The organism is Acholeplasma laidlawii PG-8A (assembly GCF_000018785.1).
GTDB classification, from domain to species: domain Bacteria; phylum Bacillota_I; class Bacilli_A; order Acholeplasmatales; family Acholeplasmataceae; genus Acholeplasma; species Acholeplasma laidlawii.
In genome coordinates this window covers 165,028-184,140 of sequence record NC_010163.1, presented here as the reverse complement: position 1 = coordinate 184,140, position 19,113 = coordinate 165,028, and the positions used below count along the sequence as shown (strand labels likewise).

Here is a 19,113-nt window from a genome sequence, read left to right as displayed (position 1 = left end):
TTATAGGTACCCTTCAACAAGATCTATCACCCTATTAATATGTATCGCTTCATTAATTAAAACTTCAGGGCGACCACCAGCTGTAAATGAATATTTCACATTAATACCGATAAGTTCTCCCGTTGATTTTAAATAAAGCGGTGAACCAAGGGTTCCAAAGTTTAAATTTGTACCATGTACAATACGGTTATCATAAACACCCATAATGAGCGCAGGGTTTGTTACAAAGTTTAAATACGCTGTTGAAATAGGCGTTGCTATAGAAAAAATAGTTAAATTATCTAGTGATACACCCTCATCAATTCTTTTGAGTTCTACAACATGTAAATTCTCTGAAGATGAGAATCTAATCAAAGCGATATCTTCATCAGCCTCATAACTTATTTTAGAGTTTAACACTTGACCTGAAATACTTGTGCCATTTTCAGTGAATATTGTCACCGTTAGTGAATTTTCTACAACCCATTGTGTAGTCAGTGCATAGTATACGGTATTTAACCCACCAGTTTCTTTTTTAATAATCACACCAGAACCTTTTCTAGTTTGTGTCTCATCACCTAAAATTGTAGGATTATTGACTGAAATACCAGCACGTTTCAAATCTGGTAACATCTCGATAAATCCTGCTTCAGATTCTGTTAAAGCTGGTGCGTAAGTAGTTGGTCTAATATTATCTGCATATGCTTCAAGTGCTGTACAGCTACTTAAGGTGAAAATTAATACTAAGAGTAATAAGATATTCAATATTTTTTTCATAGTGTTTCCTCCAATTGGAATAACTTGATTGCATTTAAAGTGGTAATTTTATCTACTTCATGGATTTCCATGTTTTTAATTTTTGAAACAGTTTCTAATACATATTTGGTGTAACCTGGTTCATTCATCTTACCTCTAAAAGGTACAGGTGCTAGATACGGTGAATCCGTTTCTAAAATCATGTGAGATATATCTATTTTTTCAACAATTTCATGTAAATCTGTAGCCTTTTTAAAGGTTACAACACCGGATATACCAATTAGAAATCCAAGTTCAATTGCTTTTTTTGCATCTTCTATATTTGATGAAAAGGAATGAAATACACCTTTAATTTTACCTTTATAAGGTAGAAGACATTCATAGGCTTCATTAAAAGAATTTCTTGTATGAACAATAATTGGCAAGTTAAGTGAAATGGCCAGTTCAATTTGTTCTGTAAAATACTTTATTTGTTCATCTAAATTGGACTTATCCCAATAAAGGTCTATGCCAGTTTCTCCAACAGCAACTACTTTCTTATGTTTAAATAGTGGAAGTAAGTCTTCAACATCTCCACTTAAACTTGTTGGGTGTATACCAACACTTGCATACAGGTTATCAAACGTAGAAGCTAGTTCAATAGCGCGTAAGTTATGGTATGTATCCATACCGACAACTAAAATTTTATCCACACCATTTAATTTGGCGTTCATTAAAACTTCATCTAATCTTTTATCAAATTCTTTTGTATTGATATGTGCATGGGTATCTATCATATAATAATCCTTTTATTTGTTCCTAGTAAATTATATCATAGATAGTATTTCAGATGGGGTTTTGTGGTATGAATCTCGTAAGAATTACATATATTGTATATAAAAAAGAACCTATCCAACAGGATAGGTTCCATAAGTTTTTAAACTTTAATTAGTCAGCAAGAATTTTAACTACTGATCCAGAAGCAACTGTTCTACCACCTTCGCGGATTGAGAATTTTGTACCTTCTTCAAGCGCGATTGGGTGAATAAGTTCTACTGTAACTTCAGCGTTATCACCTGGCATAACCATTTCAGTACCTTCACCTAAAGTGATGATACCTGTGATGTCTGTAGTTCTGAAGTAGAATTGAGGACGATAGTTTGAGAAGAACGCTGTATGGCGTCCACCTTCTTCTTTACTTAATACATAAATTTGAGCAGTGAATTTAGCATGAGGTTTAACTGTACCTGGTTTTGATAATACTTGACCACGTTCTACACCTTCACGATCAACACCTCTTAATAAAGCACCGATGTTGTCTCCAGCTTCAGCTTGGTCTAATAATTTTCTAAACATTTCTACACCTGTAACAGTTGTAGTTTTAGTATCAGTAATACCAACGATTTCAACTTGGTCACCAACTTTAACGATACCACGATCAACACGTCCTGTAGCAACTGTACCACGACCTGTAATTGTGAATACGTCTTCAACTGGCATCATAAATGGTTTGTCAGTAGCACGTAATGGAGTATCGATGTATGCATCAACTGCATCCATTAATTCTTCAACTTTAGCAACCCATTCTGGTTTACCTTCTAAAGCGCCTAAAGCAGATCCTTTAATTACTGGAATATCATCTCCTGGGAAATCATATTCTGATAATAATTCTCTAACTTCCATTTCAACTAAGTCTAATAACTCTTCGTCATCAACTAAGTCAGCTTTGTTTAAGAATACTACTAATTTAGGTACCCCAACTTGGCGTGATAAAAGAATATGTTCACGAGTTTGTGGCATTGGACCATCCGCTGCAGAAACAACTAAGATAGCACCGTCCATTTGAGCAGCACCTGTAATCATGTTTTTAACATAGTCAGCGTGACCTGGGCAGTCTACGTGAGCGTAGTGTCTGTTTACAGTTTCATACTCAACGTGAGATGCGTTAATAGTTATACCACGAGCTTTTTCTTCTGGTGCACCATCGATTTGGTTATAATCTCTTTTTGTAGCTAAACCTTTTCCTGCAAGTACTGATGTAATTGCAGCAGTTAATGTAGTTTTACCATGGTCAACGTGTCCGATTGTTCCAACGTTAACGTGTGGTTTTGTTCTTTCGAATTTTTGTTTTGCCATAACGCAAAAGCCTCCTATAATTTTTAATTAATACAATAGCCTATCAATAGATATTTTATCATATTACTAATTTTTTGTGAAGTGGATTAGTTTGAACCACGTTTTTTAATGATTTCTTCTTGAATACTCTTAGGTACTTTATCGAAGTGATCAAATTGCATAACGAATGTTGCTCTACCTTGAGTGTTAGATCTTAGTGATGTTGCATAACCAAACATTTCTGATAGTGGTACGAAGGCACGAATAGAAATTGCATTTCCTCTACCTTCTTGGCTTTCCAAGCGTCCACGACGGCTTGTGATATCACCAATAACGTTACCTACATAATCATTTGGAGTAACAACTTCAACATCCATAATTGGTTCTAAAATGACAGCATTTGCTTTATTTTTAGCATCTTTTAATGCCATACTTGCAGCAATTTTATAGGCCATTTCAGAGGAGTCGACATCGTGGTATGAACCGAATTTTAATGTAGCTTTAATATCAACAACAGGGAACCCTGCAAGGATACCGCCACCTAAAGCTTCTTCTAAACCTTTTTGTACGGATGGAATATATTCTCTTGGAATAACCCCACCAACAATTTTGTCAACGAATTCAAATCCTTTACCTGGGTTTGGTTCAAAGTCAATTACAACGTGACCGTATTGTCCACGACCACCTGATTGACGGATGAACTTAGCTTCAATTTCATTTGGTACAGTTAATGTTTCACGGTAAGATACTTGAGGTTCTGTAACGTTTGCTTCAACTTTGAATTCACGTTTCATACGATCTACTAGGATATCTAAGTGTAACTCACCCATACCAGCGATAATTGTTTGGCCAGTTTCAGTATTTGTATATGTTTTGAATGTTGGATCTTCTTCAGCAAGTTTTGCTAAAGCTTGACCCATTTTGTCTTGGTCATTCTTAGTTTTTGGTTCAACAGCAACTTCAATAACTGGTTCAGGGAAGTTCATACTTTCTAAGATAATATCATCATTTTGTGTTGCTAATGTATTACCTGTAGTAGTAACTTTTAAACCAACTGCAGCTGCGATATCACCTGCATATACTTCATCAATTTCTTGACGTGTATTTGCGTGCATTTGTAAGATACGACCAAATCTTTCGCGTTCACCTTTTGTTGTGTTTTGTACGTATGAACCACTCTTGATTTTACCTGAGTAAACTCTAAAGAATGTTAACTTACCAACAAATGGGTCAGTCATGACTTTGAATGCTAAAGCTGTAAATGGTTCTTCATCATCAGCGTGACGATATACTTCGACACCTTCTGATGTATGACCAAGTACTGGTGGAATATCAAGTGGTGAAGGTAAGTAATCAATAACTGCATCCAACACTTTTCTAACACCCTTGTTTTTAAAACTTGATCCAGCAACAACCGGGAAGAATTCAACAGCTAGTACACCTTTTCTGATTGCGCGTTTTAGTAATTCTACTGAAACTTCTTCACCTTCAAGGTATGTAACCATTAATTCATCATCAAATTCTGCAACAGCTTCGATAAGTTCATTTCTCATATCGATTGCTTGTTCTTCTAAATGTGCAGGAATTGGAATTTCTTTTGTTGTTTCTAGTGCATCACCAGAATATTCAACTGCAGTCATTGTGACTAAGTCGATAATCCCGCTGAAGTCTAATTCAGTACCAATAGGTAATTGAATCGCGTTTGCTTTAACACCTAAACGTCTATGTAACGTTTTAATAGCGTTATTGAAATCAGCACCAATTTTATCCATTTTGTTTACATAAACAATTCTTGGTACTTTATATTCGGTTGCTTGACGCCAAACAGTTTCTGTTTGAGGTTCAACACCCGCTTGAGCATCAATGACAGTTACAGCGCCATCTAATACACGTAATGAACGAGACACTTCAACTGTGAAGTCAACGTGACCCGGGGTATCGATGATGTTTACTCTGTGATCTCTCCACACAGAGGTTGTAGCTGCAGAGGTAATTGTAATACCGCGCTCTTGTTCTTGAGCCATCCAGTCCATTTGAGATGCACCATCGTGTGTCTCACCTGTTTTATGGATTTTACCGGTATGGAATAAAATACGCTCAGTTGTAGTCGTCTTACCAGCATCAATGTGTGCCATGATGCCGATATTACGAGTCATTTTTAATGAATATTGACGTGGCATAGTTTTAACTTCCCTTCTTACCAGCGATAGTGAGCGAATGCTTTATTCGCTTCAGCCATCTTGTGTACTTCTTCACGTTTCTTAACAGCGGCACCTGTGCCCTGAGAAGCGTCTAAAATTTCTTTTGCTAATCTTTCTTCCATTGTTTTCTCGTTGCGTTTCTTAGCATATTGAACTAACCATCTTAATGCAAGTGCTTGACGTCTTTCAGGTCTAACCTCAACTGGTACTTGATAGTTTTGACCCCCAATACGGCGTGCTCTAACTTCTAAGATTGGTGAGATATTGTTTAAAGCTTCATTGAATACATCAATAGCTTCACGACCTGTTTGGTCCTTAATACGGTTTAGTGCACCGTATAAAATACCTTGCGCAGTTCCTTTTTTACCATCTTCCATAATTGTGTTTACGATTCTTGTAATTAATTTGGAGTTGTAAATCGGATCTGGTAATACATCACGTTTTACGATATGTCCTTTACGTGGCATATTGTTCACCTTCTTCCTTTACTAGATTTTTAATGTGAGTTTTATAGTTTGTAATTTATTTATGAATTACTTTTTCTTAGCGGCTTTTGGACGCTTAGCACCGTATTTGGATCTACCCTGCATGCGGTTTGCAACACCAGTCGCGTCTAAAGCACCACGTACGATATGATAACGTACACCTGGTAAGTCTTTTACACGTCCCCCACGAACAAGTACAACGGAGTGTTCTTGTAATGAGTGACCGACACCTGGGATATAAGCTGTTACTTCAGTACCGTTTGATAATCTAACACGAGCATATTTACGTAATGCAGAGTTAGGTTTCTTAGGTGTCATTGTAGTAACACGAGTACAAACACCACGTTTTTGAGGTGAATTATATTCTGAATCTTCTTTTTTAAGGCTGTTAAAACCATAATGTAATGCTGGAGATTTAGATTTGTAATTCTTGTCTTGACGAGAAGTTGTAACTAATTGAGATATGGTAGGCATATTCTAATTTCCTTTCCTAAAACACATGTCCATGTGTTTCATAATTGTTATTTTGGCCTTGTGAAGCCAAGATGTTAAGTGGAATTCTGATAAAAGTTTCACACCTGTTATATTATATATTTTTGGTAGATAATTGTCAACTTATTAATGTTTAATTTGTTATTTTTTTACATTATTTACCTTAGACATCGTTGGATATCTCTTAATAAAAACCACCCATCCTTATCTAAATAGACTCAAGGATGGGTGGTATGAAAATGTTAATCAAATACGAGTTTAATAACGAGATTATCTCCAATGATTAGTGTATCACCTTCATGATATATTTGACCATTCATGAGATAGTGACTAAAATTTGAGTTACTTTGAATAGGTAATTTAACTTCATCACCTATATATACGTATTGGTATGCTGTTGGTTTTGCCAGTATGCTGTCGACAAAATCAGCTAGATTGTCATACATAGTAACATCTGTAAAATCATTTGTTGGAAACCCATCATATGCATGTGTACCATTGAAGAATCCAATTAGCGAGGTAATAAAGTGTCTACCTTCATAGATATTTGAGTACTCTGGATTTGTACCATTTCCTTTGAGTGCTACAATTTGTCTAGATGGCCAAATTTTTGAATCCACCGACTCAATATAATCTAGTAGCCAGCCCCATTTTAAGTTAAGAGTTTGATCTTTAAAGAACTCGTAAATTCTACTACCACTTAGACTATTATTACTAGCTACCTTACCATAGACTGCACTACTATAAAATGATTCTAAATCAATTTGAGTTAAACTTAAACCAAATTTGGTATTCCAGTCTTTTAAGAATGCCTTAGCTAGTTCTATATGGTTCGTCTCATATTTATCTGTAACTCTTAGTTGACCAAAAGCGTCTTCACCAAATAGTTTTAATTGATTGGTATACGTTTCAATTCGTGGTGTTGCCTGATCTGCATAGGTCATCTTATACGCCACTTCTAATACAGATCTTGTTGTTTTATTATTAGATAGTGTAATGACACCACCTTTTTTATAGTATCCGAAAACTGTATAGAGTTTACTGAAATCAGCAGGCGTTATATCTTTAATCACCGTTGTAAATTTACCCGTATTATCTACGTCGTTTACAGGTACTTTAACAACACTTTGTCCATTTATGGAAAACTGAATGGTTGTTTCTACGTTGACTCGTGATTTTATTCAGCTAACGATACATCACCTTCTACATATAAAATCCTTGTTCAGTTTGACCAAGTACATCGTCAAACTGAGCATAGAATCTAAGTGATTGATTCGTTTCATTTGGTGCAGTTCGAATCGATGCACCTTCAACAACATTTAATCTTGTATCATTTGCCGGATTTAATATCGTTACTGCATCACCTAATGTATTAGAGTATGACAATGCGCGTACTGCATAGGTATATTCATTATTTAAATCACCTGTCTGGTAATTTATTATGTTATCACTCGAACGAATGACTTCAACAATTTCGGCATTCGTAAAGTTTAATGCAGTTTTTGAACGGTACACATAATATTGTTTAGCATCTACTGCTTTATTAAAGGATAAGGTACCATTTACATGTTTTAAATTAGTAACTTTACCGGGCATAATTTGAGCCATACTCTTTAACTCAGGTAAGACTGCAATATCACCCCAGGTACTTTTAGCATTTTGCATTTGAGTGGCTGATTTTGCGCTACTACCTTTATATGCGCTATCTACAAAGTTATAACTATAGACACTAGATCCTTGAACATTTTCCAAGCCTTTAATGAATTCTAATTGATTTTTCATTTCATTGTTATTGGTTTGCCAGCCGTAGGTATTACCCGTACCATCTGCCATATAAATACCAATACCAGAATAAAGATTAACATCTAAATACTTAAAGACATCATTCCACCAAGTCATAATTTTGTTATAACTTGCGATAGGATGTGAGTTTGCCCAATAACTTTGGGGAAGTAGATAGTCTATCCAACCTTCTGTTGCCCATTTAACTGAGTCTGCAAATAAATAACTTGAATAGTGTGTTTGACCACCCGTATCAGATCCTGAAGTTATAGGTATATTTCCATCATACGTAACAACACCATTACCATTTTTATAGATACCGGTTGGTGATATACCAAATTGAACATGGGTATTGTTTGCTTGATTAAAGTTTTTAATGGTGTTTGAAACAGACTCAACCATGAGATTTACTTGATGTCTTCGCCAGTCTGCTTTGGAAGGTGCACTACTTGTATTATATCCACTGCCATAAGTTACAAATGTTTGTTGATCTGGTTCATTTAAGATATTATTTGAACCACTAGTTGATCCGTTAGCACCTAAATTGATGTAGAAATAATCATCAAAATGAATCGCGTCTACCGGATATCTTTCCAATATTTCTACAATCGTGTCAGATACAAAATCCCTTACATGTGGTAAACCAGGGTTTAAGATGGAAGCACCATTATAACTTAAAATGTTTGCTGGGTTACTTGCAGGGTTTTCTGCCGGCATTGTGCCTACATAGTTTGTACCTAATCGGTATGGGTTTAACCATCCGTGAAATTCCATACCACGCTTATGTGTTTCTTCTATAAACCAAAGCATTGGATCAAAGGTATTGAAATTCACATTTGCAAACGCTGCAGCCTTAGGACTTAACTCAGATACATAGTATGCATTATTATGCGTACGTAAGTGCATAATAATGGCGTTAAAGTTATAGTACTCAAGTATATCAAGGATTTCTGTTGCACGTGCTTTAAACTGTGATTCTGACGTGTATGCAGGCATACTACCAATTAGGTGTGATGCCCATGCTGCACGAAACTCTTGTTTTGTATTATTTGGGGTAACCGGCGTATTTGCAGCAAGTTTTGGAGCTGATGCAAATACCATGAATGTTAAAGATAGCATAACAAGTACACCTACTATTTTTTTTATATTAATTATTTTCATTAGTAGATACCTGACCAGTTCGGATCATTAAATATATAAGTTAATTTGTTATTAACTATTGTATAATTTGATACACTAACTACTTTATTATTAAACTTAAAGATAAGGTTATTAGAAAAACTATACCCAGTATCTAATGTAACTACAACTGTGACTTTTAAGTAATCTGTTGAGATGGTTGCAGTTGCATGATCACTTACTAGAGTAATTGTATAGTTTGTAGTATTTGCGTTAATACTTACAATTGTTAATACTGTTTGATCTGGTTCTTGATATTCTACTTCAGTAATGATTTCTTCAGCAAATGCACCGGTAGATTCTAGTGCTAATTCATATAGCGTAAAATTAATGATTTCTGAATAGTATGTATATGATTCATCTGATTTAGTTACAGTAACAAAAGATCTCGCATAAACTCTATCTAGCTCATAATCTAACGTAGTATTCTTAATATTTGTATCAAAGTTCGTTAATAAATCAAGTGTTATAACTTCTTCCTTGGTAATATTTGTAACCTCGGGTGTGTTTAAATAGATTGCTTCATCATCATTAAGTATGTAAATAAACCCGTAAGTCACTTCTAAACTCTCTAAGGTCTCATTAGAGGTTAGAACTGATGCTAAATCAAAACCTCTAAATTCATTGTTTAATGAAGCAGTTAAACTAATTTCTAGTTCAGGAAACTCAGCACTTGGTTCATATGATTCTAAAATTTCAGTTGCAAATGTACCCTCTGATACTAATGCAAGTTCATAAAGGTTCGTTGACTTTATACTTTTTAGTTCATATACATGATTCGTTATACCTTTTTTAAACTGTACAGTTACATATGCACTTATATAATCACCTTTATAATCAAATATAACTTCTTCTAAGGTTTGAACTGCTTGATTACCAGTGACTTCAAAAAAGTTTACCTTTGTAGCACTTGGTAATTGCAACTTATAATCTAAATCTTCTGTTGTTGCATTTACCATGTATGATAGTGTGACATAAAAGTCAGTCACTTCACTCACATCAAATTCCATGGTTAAATCAACAATGATATCTAAACCTCTGACTTCATCATTTAGTTCATATAGTACATCAAGACCTACTTCATAGCTTTTTGGTTCATCATCATTTGATATGATACAACCACTTAAAAGTAGTATTGATATCAATATGAATAGGGTATATATTTTTTTCATCGTGTACTCCTTTGTTGTTTTGCTTTTACACACTATTTTATAATAAATCACTTACAATTCAAAGTTTCTAATTTCATATCACTAGAAAAAGGTATAAATGTATTATTTTTTACATCTATACCTTCGGTGATTTTACTGATACATAAATTTAATTTTTGTATTACTTGTAACAACATAGTTATCCCCTGGATAATATGTTGTGGACCCAATCAGGTAATGTGAAAAGTTTGCTGATAAATCAGCCGGTGGATTAGGAAGTTTAATTGATTGACCTACACTTAAGAAATCATAGTTATCTAGTTTTAAATAGATACTATTACTAAAATTAACTACTGTATCATAAAATTGCTTATTAGTAACGAAATTAATTGCAGTATATCCACCTACCACATGTGATTCATAAAAGAAATTATAGATAGAATAAATCAGATGATTACCACTATATAAATTAGTGTATGACTCAAATGTACCATCTAGTTTAATAGCTTCTATTTGTCTTGAAGTCCAAACAGTACCATCAATACTTAGTAGATAATCTAATAACCATGCCCATTTTAATTGATAATTTGTGTGATTAAAGAACTGATATAATCTACTACCAGCAAGCGTTTCAGCACCAGATAGTTTACCTACAATTGCATGGTTATAAAAGTCTTGTGCATTTAGTTCTGTCCAGTTAGTTTGAAATAAAGTGTTCCAATCTTTAATAAATTCTGCTTTTATTAGATTGTGGTTCGTTTCAAAAATACCAGTAATTTCATATGCATTAAAAGCATTTCTTACGATATGCTTTGTTGAGTCTTTAACCTCATTAATAATATCTTTGCTCTGAGTAACACCCTGATCTAGATTTTCCATTCGAACCGCTACTTCAAGTAGTGATCTTATAGAGGCATTAGAAGATATATAGGTTTGTTGATTATTTGTGTAATAAGCATATACACTTATCTTTTGAGTATATCCTATACTTGGTATACCAGTAATTACTACCGAATACGTTCCATCTACTTCAACATCAGGCACTTCAACTTTAAATACCTTCTTTTGATTTACTATAATTTCATTATTTATAGGATTGTTTATTGCATCTAATAAATCTTGCCTTGTGGTCTCACCATAAACAATATAAAATCCATGTGTATCACTTAAAACAGATTGAGGTTTATTTGCATAAAATCTTAAGCCTTGTCCACTTGATTCGGTAGCAAGCCTAATCGATGCCCCCTCAATCATTGAAATATCATTAGTTACTGTGGTACTACCTAAATGATTTGTATAGGATAGTGCTCGAATCCCATATACATATTGATTTTGGATATCGCCTGTATTATAAGATAAACTTAAATCATTACTTCTACCAACAACACCTACAATTTCAGATTGGCTATATGTTAGGCTAGTTTGTGATCTATATATGTAATACTGTTTGGCACCATCCAGTCTATCAAAGGTTAATACCCCATTTTCATGCAAGATATTAGATACACCATCTAAAAGTATGGGTTCCATACTTTTAAGTGGTGGTAAAACTAAATAATCTTGCCATAAGTGAGCTGCATTTTCCATTTGATTTGCTGAAGTAGAATTTTGATTGTTATAGTGATTTCTAATATATTTATATGAGTATACACTTAATCCATCTACATCATTAAGTGTCTCTAAATATTCTAATTGAGTACGCATCTCTAACATATCATCTTTCCAGTTAAAGGTATTTGTCGATTCATCTGCCATATATAGACCAATACCAGAATAGAGATTAACGTCCAAATATTTAACTACTTTTTCCCACCAGCCCATTACATTATAGTAGGATGCTGCACTGTGATTTGTTGCCCAATAGCTTTGTGGGGCAATATAATCTAACCAGCCTTCTTTTATCCAGTGAAGCGAGTCTGAAAATAGATAAGAACTATAATGTGTTTGACCAGTAGTAAGAGATCCTGTTGTAACTGGTTTACCAAACTCATCATAAGTTACTACACCATTCCCATTTTTGTATATCCCCGTAGGTGATATACCAAATTGTATATGCTTACCATTTAACTGGTTATAATTTTTTATCGCATTAGATACGGCCTGAACCATGGTATTAACTTGGTGTCTACGCCAATTTGCTTTATCAGTAGCACTCGTTGTATTAAATCCACTACCATAAGTTACATATGTTTGCTGATCGGGTTCATCTAGAATGGTGGTTGCACCAGAAAGTGCTCCGTTAGCCCCTAAATTAGTGTAAAAGTAATCATCAAAATGGATTGCATCTACAGGGTACTTTTCAATAATTTCTATTACAGTATCAACTATAAAATCACGTACAACAGGTTCTCCAGGGTTTAATATCTTAAGTGCCGAATTCGATGGATTACTTAATATGTTACTAGCATTTGATGCGGGGTTTTCTGCAGGCATTGTGCCTACATAATTAGTTCCCACTCTATAAGGATTTAGCCATGCATGAAACTCAATACCACGGCTTTGAGTTTCATTAACTAGCCATAATAAAGGGTCAAAATTATTAAAATTAACACTACCAAAAACGGTTGCTTTAGGATTTAATTCTGAATCATATAAAGCATTGTTATGTGTTCTAACATGAAAGATAAGTGCATTTATTTTGTAATGTTCTAAGATATCTAACATCTGATTCATTTCATTTTTAAAGGCAGTTTCAGTTGTAAATGTAGAGACTTCTCCTACAATTGGTGTAACCCAGACTGCTCTTAATTTTTGATTGGTTTCAAACTCAAATTCAAATGATTTTATATCATTTGAATTTGGCTTTGTAAATCCTGATAATAGTATAGTGGTTAAACATACTAGTATGATAATTATTGTTTTTTTGATCTTCATAGTGTCTGCCCTTTCATAGTGTTATACGACATTAATGCGGCTTCTTTGGATATTGTACAACCCATTTTATATATTGGTGTTTTAGTTAAGATAGTTTCTAGCATAGATAGTGTTTTAACTAAATATTTTTCTTGTTTAGATCTAACTGTTTGTGCCATCATTAAAGATAATGACTCATTTGGATTGATTTTAGTGATGGTATTTTTAGAATCTCTATATATAAATGATATACCCTTTAAAGGGTATTTTTGGTTGATACTTAAATCATGTTTGCCAGAAAATGGAGTACCATAAGCATAAATAGTATCGTCAAATATTCTAATTGCGGGTTTATCATCATTTAAAATAAGTGAATCTTTTATATTCTTAAGCCATAGATTAGTATGTGTTGATTTTCCTGTACCACTTGGTGCAGAGAACATATAACAAAAACCATCTTTAACTACAGCTGACGCATGTAAGTATATACCATTATATTCTATCAGCTTAGTATAAAAATAAGAAGCATACATAATGTATTCACAGTCTCCGATTGTTAAATCTTGATTATCATTATGATATGCTAAAACATCCTTTGTTAAATCAGGGATTACAAAATCGACTAATTCTCTCGTATTTATTAAGTAAGCTTTAGCTTGACTTAATAGTGGATCGTGTTTAGGATTCATTTTGATGATTAGATCTGCTATTTTATATGTGTTCATAGTACCTTTCTGATAAGAATAAGGCGCTATTAAATAGCGCCTTATTAATTTTTTCTAGTCTGTGAAATCCATTTTAAATGTCTCAATTTTGATTATAGAGTTTACTAATAGTACCCCTTTTGTTGCGCCTGGTTGATATAAATAAGTTCCAGCTACTTCCCAAGTGTGGGGTGCCCATAATAGTTCGCCCTGGTTTAAGGTTACCATCAGTCCTCCAGTATGGTTTGGTAATAGAGCACTAACTTTATATTGTCCATTTCCTTCAGGCTTTAATATAAATTTACCATAACCCGCATAACCAGAATCTGCTCTTCCATATGTTTCTCTCAAATCAAATTGAACCGGTACATTGCCTGTATTTTCATACAATACCCCATAACCTCTTGAATTAGTTGCAGGTATACCTCCTGTGAGCAATCCTAAATTATAATTATTTGCTCCTCCTAACCCATATGGTCTTAGCTGAGAGATTGTCATTATTTCATTTGCTGTTGTACCAGAAAGTGAGATATGGGATCTATACCCAATAAAGTATTGTTTTGTACCTACTATTATTGTATACCCACCGAATCCTGATTTGTTTTGTTGCGTAGTAAATGTTCCACCAGTTTGCGCTACTGAGTTGGCATCAGCGTTATAATAATATTGTGTTTTTGTCGGATCTGCTATACCAAATCTTAATACTACATCTTGACTAATACTTCCTTTGTTAAGGACTACAGTTAGTAGTGTTGATTCACCAGGGAATCTGAGTAATTTTCCTGTTTCAACATTGTATAAAGTAGTGTCCTGTCCTGCTTTTAGTTGCCATGTAACACCTTCTGCATTAGGAAGGACATAATCATTCATAATATGTGTTGGTAATTGTGAAATTAAGCTTGTAATAACCGGATCATCTAGTAGCGATGTTTTTGCATAAAACACCTTATTTCCTGTAGTACCCATGGAAATACTGGTTACAGGTGAACCTGTAAATGAAGGATTATCAAACCAGCCCTCAAAGATATGGTCCGGTTTCTCATAGGTAGGTAAAGTTAAAGATTGATTAATATTATATAAATCATTTGGTAACACTTCTTCAGCACCATCTAAATAGCTAATATTGTAGTTAACAATTGTAAAATTAGGTTCAAGCACTTTTCCTTGACCAGTCAAAATATAACTTATTGTATGTACATTAGTTCCTTCTGTGAAACTTTGATTAAACGTATATCCATCCTTTGATAAATCTTGCGGTAGTGCAACACTATCACCAATTTTTGATAAATTATAAATACTTAACATTTTAGGTATTGTATTGTTAAAATTTACAACATCCTGATATCTAGCTTTAGAGCCTGGAAGTGTAAAATTAATAGGCTCATAACCTCCAGTTTGGTTACTCATATTAAAAAAATTAACTAGAGAATAATTGAAATGGCTTGCATCATAGAGTATTTGGTTGTTATTTGTTCCATCGCCCTTTAACGCAACAGCCTGTCTTGCTGGGTGAATAATTCCACTTCCATACTTTATAATATAGTCTAGAAGCCAACCCCATTTTAAACTATATAATTCATCTTTGAAGAATGCATAGATTCTCATTCCAGTCAAATTAGTCATTGATCCTTGAGCTGCTTGGTCTGTTTTACCAACAATTGCACTTGTATGAAAAGCAGTTCCTATTAAATCCGTTAAAGTTGTACCGAATTTGGCATTCCAATCATTAATGAACTGAGTCTTTAATATTAATGGATCTGTCTCAAAGATTGCAGATGATTCTTCGTACGTTTCCCAATGAGTACTTACAAGTGCTCTATGATTGATATCAATAGATTCAAGTATATCCAGTGCCACTTGGTTGTAATCATTTGCTTTAATCATATTATAAGCTACTTCTCCAATGGATCTTGTAGTACCAGCACTTACAAATATTTCTGCATTATCTACAACACCATAAGCAATTGCAGTTATTTTATCTAAATAACCAACTTCAGGTATACCAGTTAAAACAACACTGAAATCACCATTTGGTTCTCTGTTTTCAACTTCTACTTTGAAAACCTTTTTGCCATTTAACATGACATTGTCTTCAACTGCATTAGAAATAGCAGTTTGAAGATTCACTACTGAAGTTTCACCATATACAAGATAAAATCCTTGACTAGTTACAGCTTCATTTTCAAGATTTGCATAAAATCTCAAACCTTGTTCTCCACTTGTTCTAATAGATGCACCCTCTATCATTGTAGGTGCACCACTACTTGCAAATACAAAAGGTGTTACTAGTAATAGAGTTACTAGGAAAGTTACAATAATTGTAAGTTTCTTCATCACCTATACCTCAAACCACCAGTCACTCACGTTTGCTGAACCCTCGGATCCAGTTCGAACATTTTCTTCAAACTTGACCACTTCAATAACAGGACACTCATATGCCCTCTTTTTTGTTTCTACCGTTTTTATCATATTTTCCCCCTTATAAAAACGCTTCCATATTTACCTATGATTATATTACACTCGATTTACTTTCGTATATCATTTAGCAATTTAATATCATTTTATACAATAGATTAGCATATATTTTCATTAGGTGAAAATAATTTTCGTTTTTTGTGTTTAAATAGTAAAAAAAGACTTTCAAATAACTTTTGTCTTACAAGATTTACTAAAACCTATAAGTTATTTGAAAGTCTTTGATTTAATTATTTGAATATATACTATATATCTAGTTTGCCGTAATATGCATTTTCTAGGATCACCTTCATATCCGCTACTAAAGGTAGTCTAGGGTTAGCTGTTGAACATTGATCCTCATAAGCTAGATAAGCTAAAGTTTCACTGTGTTCTAAGAAATCTTTTTCTTCTACTTTTTGACTAGCAAAACTCATATTAATACCTAATGATACTGCTAAATCATGACATGCCTTAGCAAACATCTTAACGCCTTCTTCTTTAGATTTAGGATCTAATCCGATTGCTCTAGCTAGTTCCATGTATTTTTCATCTGCTACATAATATGTGTATTTTGGCCAAGTAGATAACTTAGCTGGAACTGTACCATTATATAAAACGACATGTGGTAATAAGATTGCATTAATTCTACCATGAGGTATATGATATCTTCCACCTACTTTATGAGCCATAGAGTGAGATATACCCAAGAATGCATTACCAAATGCCATACCTGCCATGGTAGATGCATTATGCATCTTTTCTCTTGCTTCAAAGTCCAATCCATTATCAAATGCACGTTTTAAGTATTTAAATACCATTTTAACTGCTTGAATTGCAAGTGAGTCTGTATAGTCATTAGCAAGTACTGAAACGTAAGCTTCTACTGCATGTGTTAACACGTCCATTCCAGTATCTGCTGTAACAGATTTTGGTTGAGTAAGTGTAAGTGCAGGGTCAATAATAGCTACAGTTGGTGTTAATGAATAATCTGCTAATGGATATTTTTTAGACTCTTTATTATCAGTGATAACTGCAAACGGAGTCACTTCACTACCAGTACCTGAGGTTGTTGGAATACATACTAATTTAGATTTTCTACCTAAATCAGGATATCTAAATGCACGTTTTCTAATATCCATGAATTTTTGTTTTAAGTCGTTAAAATCTACTTCAGGGTTTTCATAGAATAACCACATAGCTTTTGCAGCATCCATTGGTGAACCACCACCAATAGCTATAATCGTATCTGGTTGGAAGGATTTCATCAGTTCATAACCTTTATGAACTGTTTCAATGGATGGATCAGCTTCAACATCGGTAAATAGTTGATATACAACATGATTACGTCTTAAACTTAGTTGATCAGTTACTTTTTTAACATAACCTAAGTCAACCATCACTCTATCTGTGATGATGACAACCTTGTTAACATCTCTCATTTGTCTTAAGTATTCAATAGAATCTTTTTCAAAGTAAATTTTAGATGGAACCTTAAACCATTGCATATTATTTTTCCTTTCACCGATACGTTTGATATTAAGTAAGTGGATGGCACTGACATTATCAGAAACAGAGTTTTTACCATAAGAACCACACCCTAAGGTAAGTGATGGTATAAACCTGTTATATACATTACCTATGCCACCAAAAGTCGCTGGTGAATTCACTATAATACGTATCGCTTTAAGTGCTAAACCAAAGGTTTTTTTAAGTTCATCATTTTGTGTGTGAATCACTGCAGAGTGTCCTAAACCATCAAGTTCTACCATACTTTTTGCAAGTGCTACACCATGTACTTCATCATTTGATTTAAGAATTGCTAATACTGGCGAGAGTTTTTCTCTTGTAAGTGGTTCTTCTTTACCAACACTTTTACATTCTACTAGTAAAATGTTGGTATTTAAAGGAACTTCGAAACCTGCAAGTTCTGCAATGTGATGTGCACTCTTACCTACAACATAAGGATTAAGCTTGACACCATCTGGGAACATAAATGTTTCCAGCATTTGTTTTTGTTCTTTGTTACATAAAAAAGTATGTAACTTTTTAAATTCCGCCAAAGCTTCTTTATAGATTTCTTTATCAATAATAGCTGCTTGTTCAGATGCACATACCATACCATTATCAAATGACTTAGACATAACAATATCATTGATTGCGGTTTTAATGTTTGCAGTTTTTTCAATGTATGCTGGTACGTTACCTGCACCGACACCAAGAGCTGGTTTACCACATGAGTAAGCTGCCTTAACCATTGCATTACCACCAGTTGCTAAAATAGTTGCAATCCCCGGGTGGTTCATAAGTTTATTTGTATTATCTAAACTTGGATGTTCAATCCATGAAATACAATTTTTTGGAGCACCTGATTTAATCGCTGCTTCTTTAATAATTCTAGCCGCTTCCTTTGATGAATTTTGCGCATTTGGATGAAACGCAAAGACGATTGGATTTCTAGTTTTAAGTGCAATCAATGACTTAAATATTGTCGTCGATGTTGGATTCGTTACTGGTGTAATAGCGCAAATTACCCCAACAGGATCAGCTACCTCTGTAATACCCGTTACTGTATTTTCCGAGATAATCCCTACAGTTTTTAGGTGTCTCATATGATTGATGACATATTCTACTGAAAATAAATTCTTGGTTGCTTTATCTTCAAATACCCCTCGTTTAGTTTCCTCTACAGCAAGCTTGGCTAAACGGCCATGTGCATCAATTGCTTCAACAGAAACTTTGGCTACAATCTCATCAATCTTCTCTTGGGTAAACTCCATGTATTCGTCAAGTGCTTCTAAAGCAGACGTGACTAAAAGATCTACCTCGTTTAAGATAAGTGTGTCTTTTTCCATATTAAATTCTCCTTGTGTTATATGAATTGGTTTTATAGCCCTATTTTATATGATTTTAAAATTAATTCAAATGAAACTATAATGAATACGTTTTCATAAAATTTACATAGTAAAAGCCGGATAAGTTT

At 33.9% G+C, this 19,113-nt stretch carries 14 protein-coding genes; all 14 read right to left on the bottom strand.

What is annotated here, in order from left to right:
* On the bottom strand, positions 1–756 hold the full coding sequence (locus ACL_RS00930; RefSeq protein ID WP_012242147.1) for a S1 family peptidase: 756 nt from the start codon (positions 754–756) through the stop codon (positions 1–3).
* On the bottom strand, positions 753–1,511 hold the full coding sequence (locus ACL_RS00925) for a TatD family hydrolase (RefSeq protein WP_012242146.1): 759 nt from the start codon (positions 1,509–1,511) through the stop codon (positions 753–755). The genes ACL_RS00930 and ACL_RS00925 overlap by 4 nt, the downstream gene beginning before the upstream one ends.
* 151 nt (positions 1,512–1,662) lie before the next feature.
* Positions 1,663–2,850 carry an elongation factor Tu gene (tuf, locus tag ACL_RS00920; protein WP_012242145.1) on the bottom strand — a complete coding sequence of 396 codons (1,188 nt, stop codon included), beginning with the start codon at positions 2,848–2,850 and terminating at the stop codon, positions 1,663–1,665.
* An 86-nt stretch (positions 2,851–2,936) separates the two neighbouring features.
* Positions 2,937–5,009, bottom strand: coding sequence for an elongation factor G (fusA, locus tag ACL_RS00915; protein ID WP_012242144.1), 2,073 nt, complete (start codon positions 5,007–5,009; stop codon positions 2,937–2,939).
* A 17-nt stretch (positions 5,010–5,026) separates the two neighbouring features.
* Positions 5,027–5,497 (bottom strand): 30S ribosomal protein S7, encoded by a 471-nt coding sequence (gene rpsG, locus ACL_RS00910; protein WP_012242143.1) that lies wholly within the window; start codon positions 5,495–5,497, stop codon positions 5,027–5,029.
* Between the two features lie 66 nt (positions 5,498–5,563).
* Entirely contained in the window at positions 5,564–5,989 is a 426-nt protein-coding gene (rpsL, locus tag ACL_RS00905; RefSeq protein ID WP_012242142.1) for a 30S ribosomal protein S12, read from the bottom strand.
* Between the two features lie 260 nt (positions 5,990–6,249).
* Positions 6,250–7,080, bottom strand: a complete 831-nt coding sequence (locus tag ACL_RS00900; RefSeq protein WP_041633727.1) for a hypothetical protein — start codon at positions 7,078–7,080, stop codon at positions 6,250–6,252.
* 130 nt (positions 7,081–7,210) lie between these two features.
* The gene (locus tag ACL_RS00895; protein ID WP_012242140.1) at positions 7,211–8,950 is read right to left on the bottom strand and encodes a glycoside hydrolase family 10-like protein; all 1,740 of its coding nucleotides are present in this window, start codon (positions 8,948–8,950) and stop codon (positions 7,211–7,213) included.
* Positions 8,950–10,140, bottom strand: coding sequence for a hypothetical protein (locus ACL_RS00890; RefSeq protein ID WP_012242139.1), 1,191 nt, complete (start codon positions 10,138–10,140; stop codon positions 8,950–8,952). Before ACL_RS00890 ends, ACL_RS00895 begins: the two co-directional genes overlap by 1 nt.
* Positions 10,141–10,272: 132 nt before the next feature.
* On the bottom strand, positions 10,273–12,993 hold the full coding sequence (locus tag ACL_RS00885; protein ID WP_012242138.1) for a glycoside hydrolase family 10-like protein: 2,721 nt from the start codon (positions 12,991–12,993) through the stop codon (positions 10,273–10,275).
* Entirely contained in the window at positions 12,990–13,697 is a 708-nt protein-coding gene (locus tag ACL_RS00880) for a hypothetical protein (protein ID WP_012242137.1), read from the bottom strand. The genes ACL_RS00885 and ACL_RS00880 overlap by 4 nt, the downstream gene beginning before the upstream one ends.
* A 54-nt stretch (positions 13,698–13,751) precedes the next feature.
* Positions 13,752–16,010 carry an InlB B-repeat-containing protein gene (locus ACL_RS00875; RefSeq protein WP_012242136.1) on the bottom strand — a complete coding sequence of 753 codons (2,259 nt, stop codon included), beginning with the start codon at positions 16,008–16,010 and terminating at the stop codon, positions 13,752–13,754.
* Positions 16,011–16,013: 3 nt separating this feature from the next.
* Complete coding sequence (locus tag ACL_RS07550) at positions 16,014–16,145, bottom strand: hypothetical protein (RefSeq protein ID WP_012242135.1); 132 nt, start codon at positions 16,143–16,145, stop codon at positions 16,014–16,016.
* A gap of 251 nt (positions 16,146–16,396) precedes the next feature.
* A complete protein-coding gene (adhE, locus tag ACL_RS00870; protein WP_012242134.1) occupies positions 16,397–18,985 on the bottom strand; it encodes a bifunctional acetaldehyde-CoA/alcohol dehydrogenase in 2,589 nt (862 codons plus the stop codon).
* Positions 18,986–19,113: the final 128 nt, after the last annotated feature.

What these genes read in the sequence shown, in the direction of transcription:
- adhE (WP_012242134.1), bottom strand. Translation starts at nt 18,985, where the DNA reads ATGGAAAAAGACACACTTATCTTAAACGAGGTAGATCTTTTAGTCACG.
- ACL_RS00930 (WP_012242147.1), bottom strand. Translation starts at nt 756, where the DNA reads ATGAAAAAAATATTGAATATCTTATTACTCTTAGTATTAATTTTCACC.
- tuf (WP_012242145.1), bottom strand. Translation starts at nt 2,850, where the DNA reads ATGGCAAAACAAAAATTCGAAAGAACAAAACCACACGTTAACGTTGGA.
- rpsL (WP_012242142.1), bottom strand. Translation starts at nt 5,989, where the DNA reads ATGCCTACCATATCTCAATTAGTTACAACTTCTCGTCAAGACAAGAAT.
- fusA (WP_012242144.1), bottom strand. Translation starts at nt 5,009, where the DNA reads ATGCCACGTCAATATTCATTAAAAATGACTCGTAATATCGGCATCATG.
- ACL_RS00895 (WP_012242140.1), bottom strand. Translation starts at nt 8,950, where the DNA reads ATGAAAATAATTAATATAAAAAAAATAGTAGGTGTACTTGTTATGCTA.
- ACL_RS00875 (WP_012242136.1), bottom strand. Translation starts at nt 16,010, where the DNA reads ATGAAGAAACTTACAATTATTGTAACTTTCCTAGTAACTCTATTACTA.
- ACL_RS00890 (WP_012242139.1), bottom strand. Translation starts at nt 10,140, where the DNA reads ATGAAAAAAATATATACCCTATTCATATTGATATCAATACTACTTTTA.
- rpsG (WP_012242143.1), bottom strand. Translation starts at nt 5,497, where the DNA reads ATGCCACGTAAAGGACATATCGTAAAACGTGATGTATTACCAGATCCG.
- ACL_RS07550 (WP_012242135.1), bottom strand. Translation starts at nt 16,145, where the DNA reads ATGATAAAAACGGTAGAAACAAAAAAGAGGGCATATGAGTGTCCTGTT.
- ACL_RS00880 (WP_012242137.1), bottom strand. Translation starts at nt 13,697, where the DNA reads ATGAACACATATAAAATAGCAGATCTAATCATCAAAATGAATCCTAAA.
- ACL_RS00925 (WP_012242146.1), bottom strand. Translation starts at nt 1,511, where the DNA reads ATGATAGATACCCATGCACATATCAATACAAAAGAATTTGATAAAAGA.
- ACL_RS00885 (WP_012242138.1), bottom strand. Translation starts at nt 12,993, where the DNA reads ATGAAGATCAAAAAAACAATAATTATCATACTAGTATGTTTAACCACT.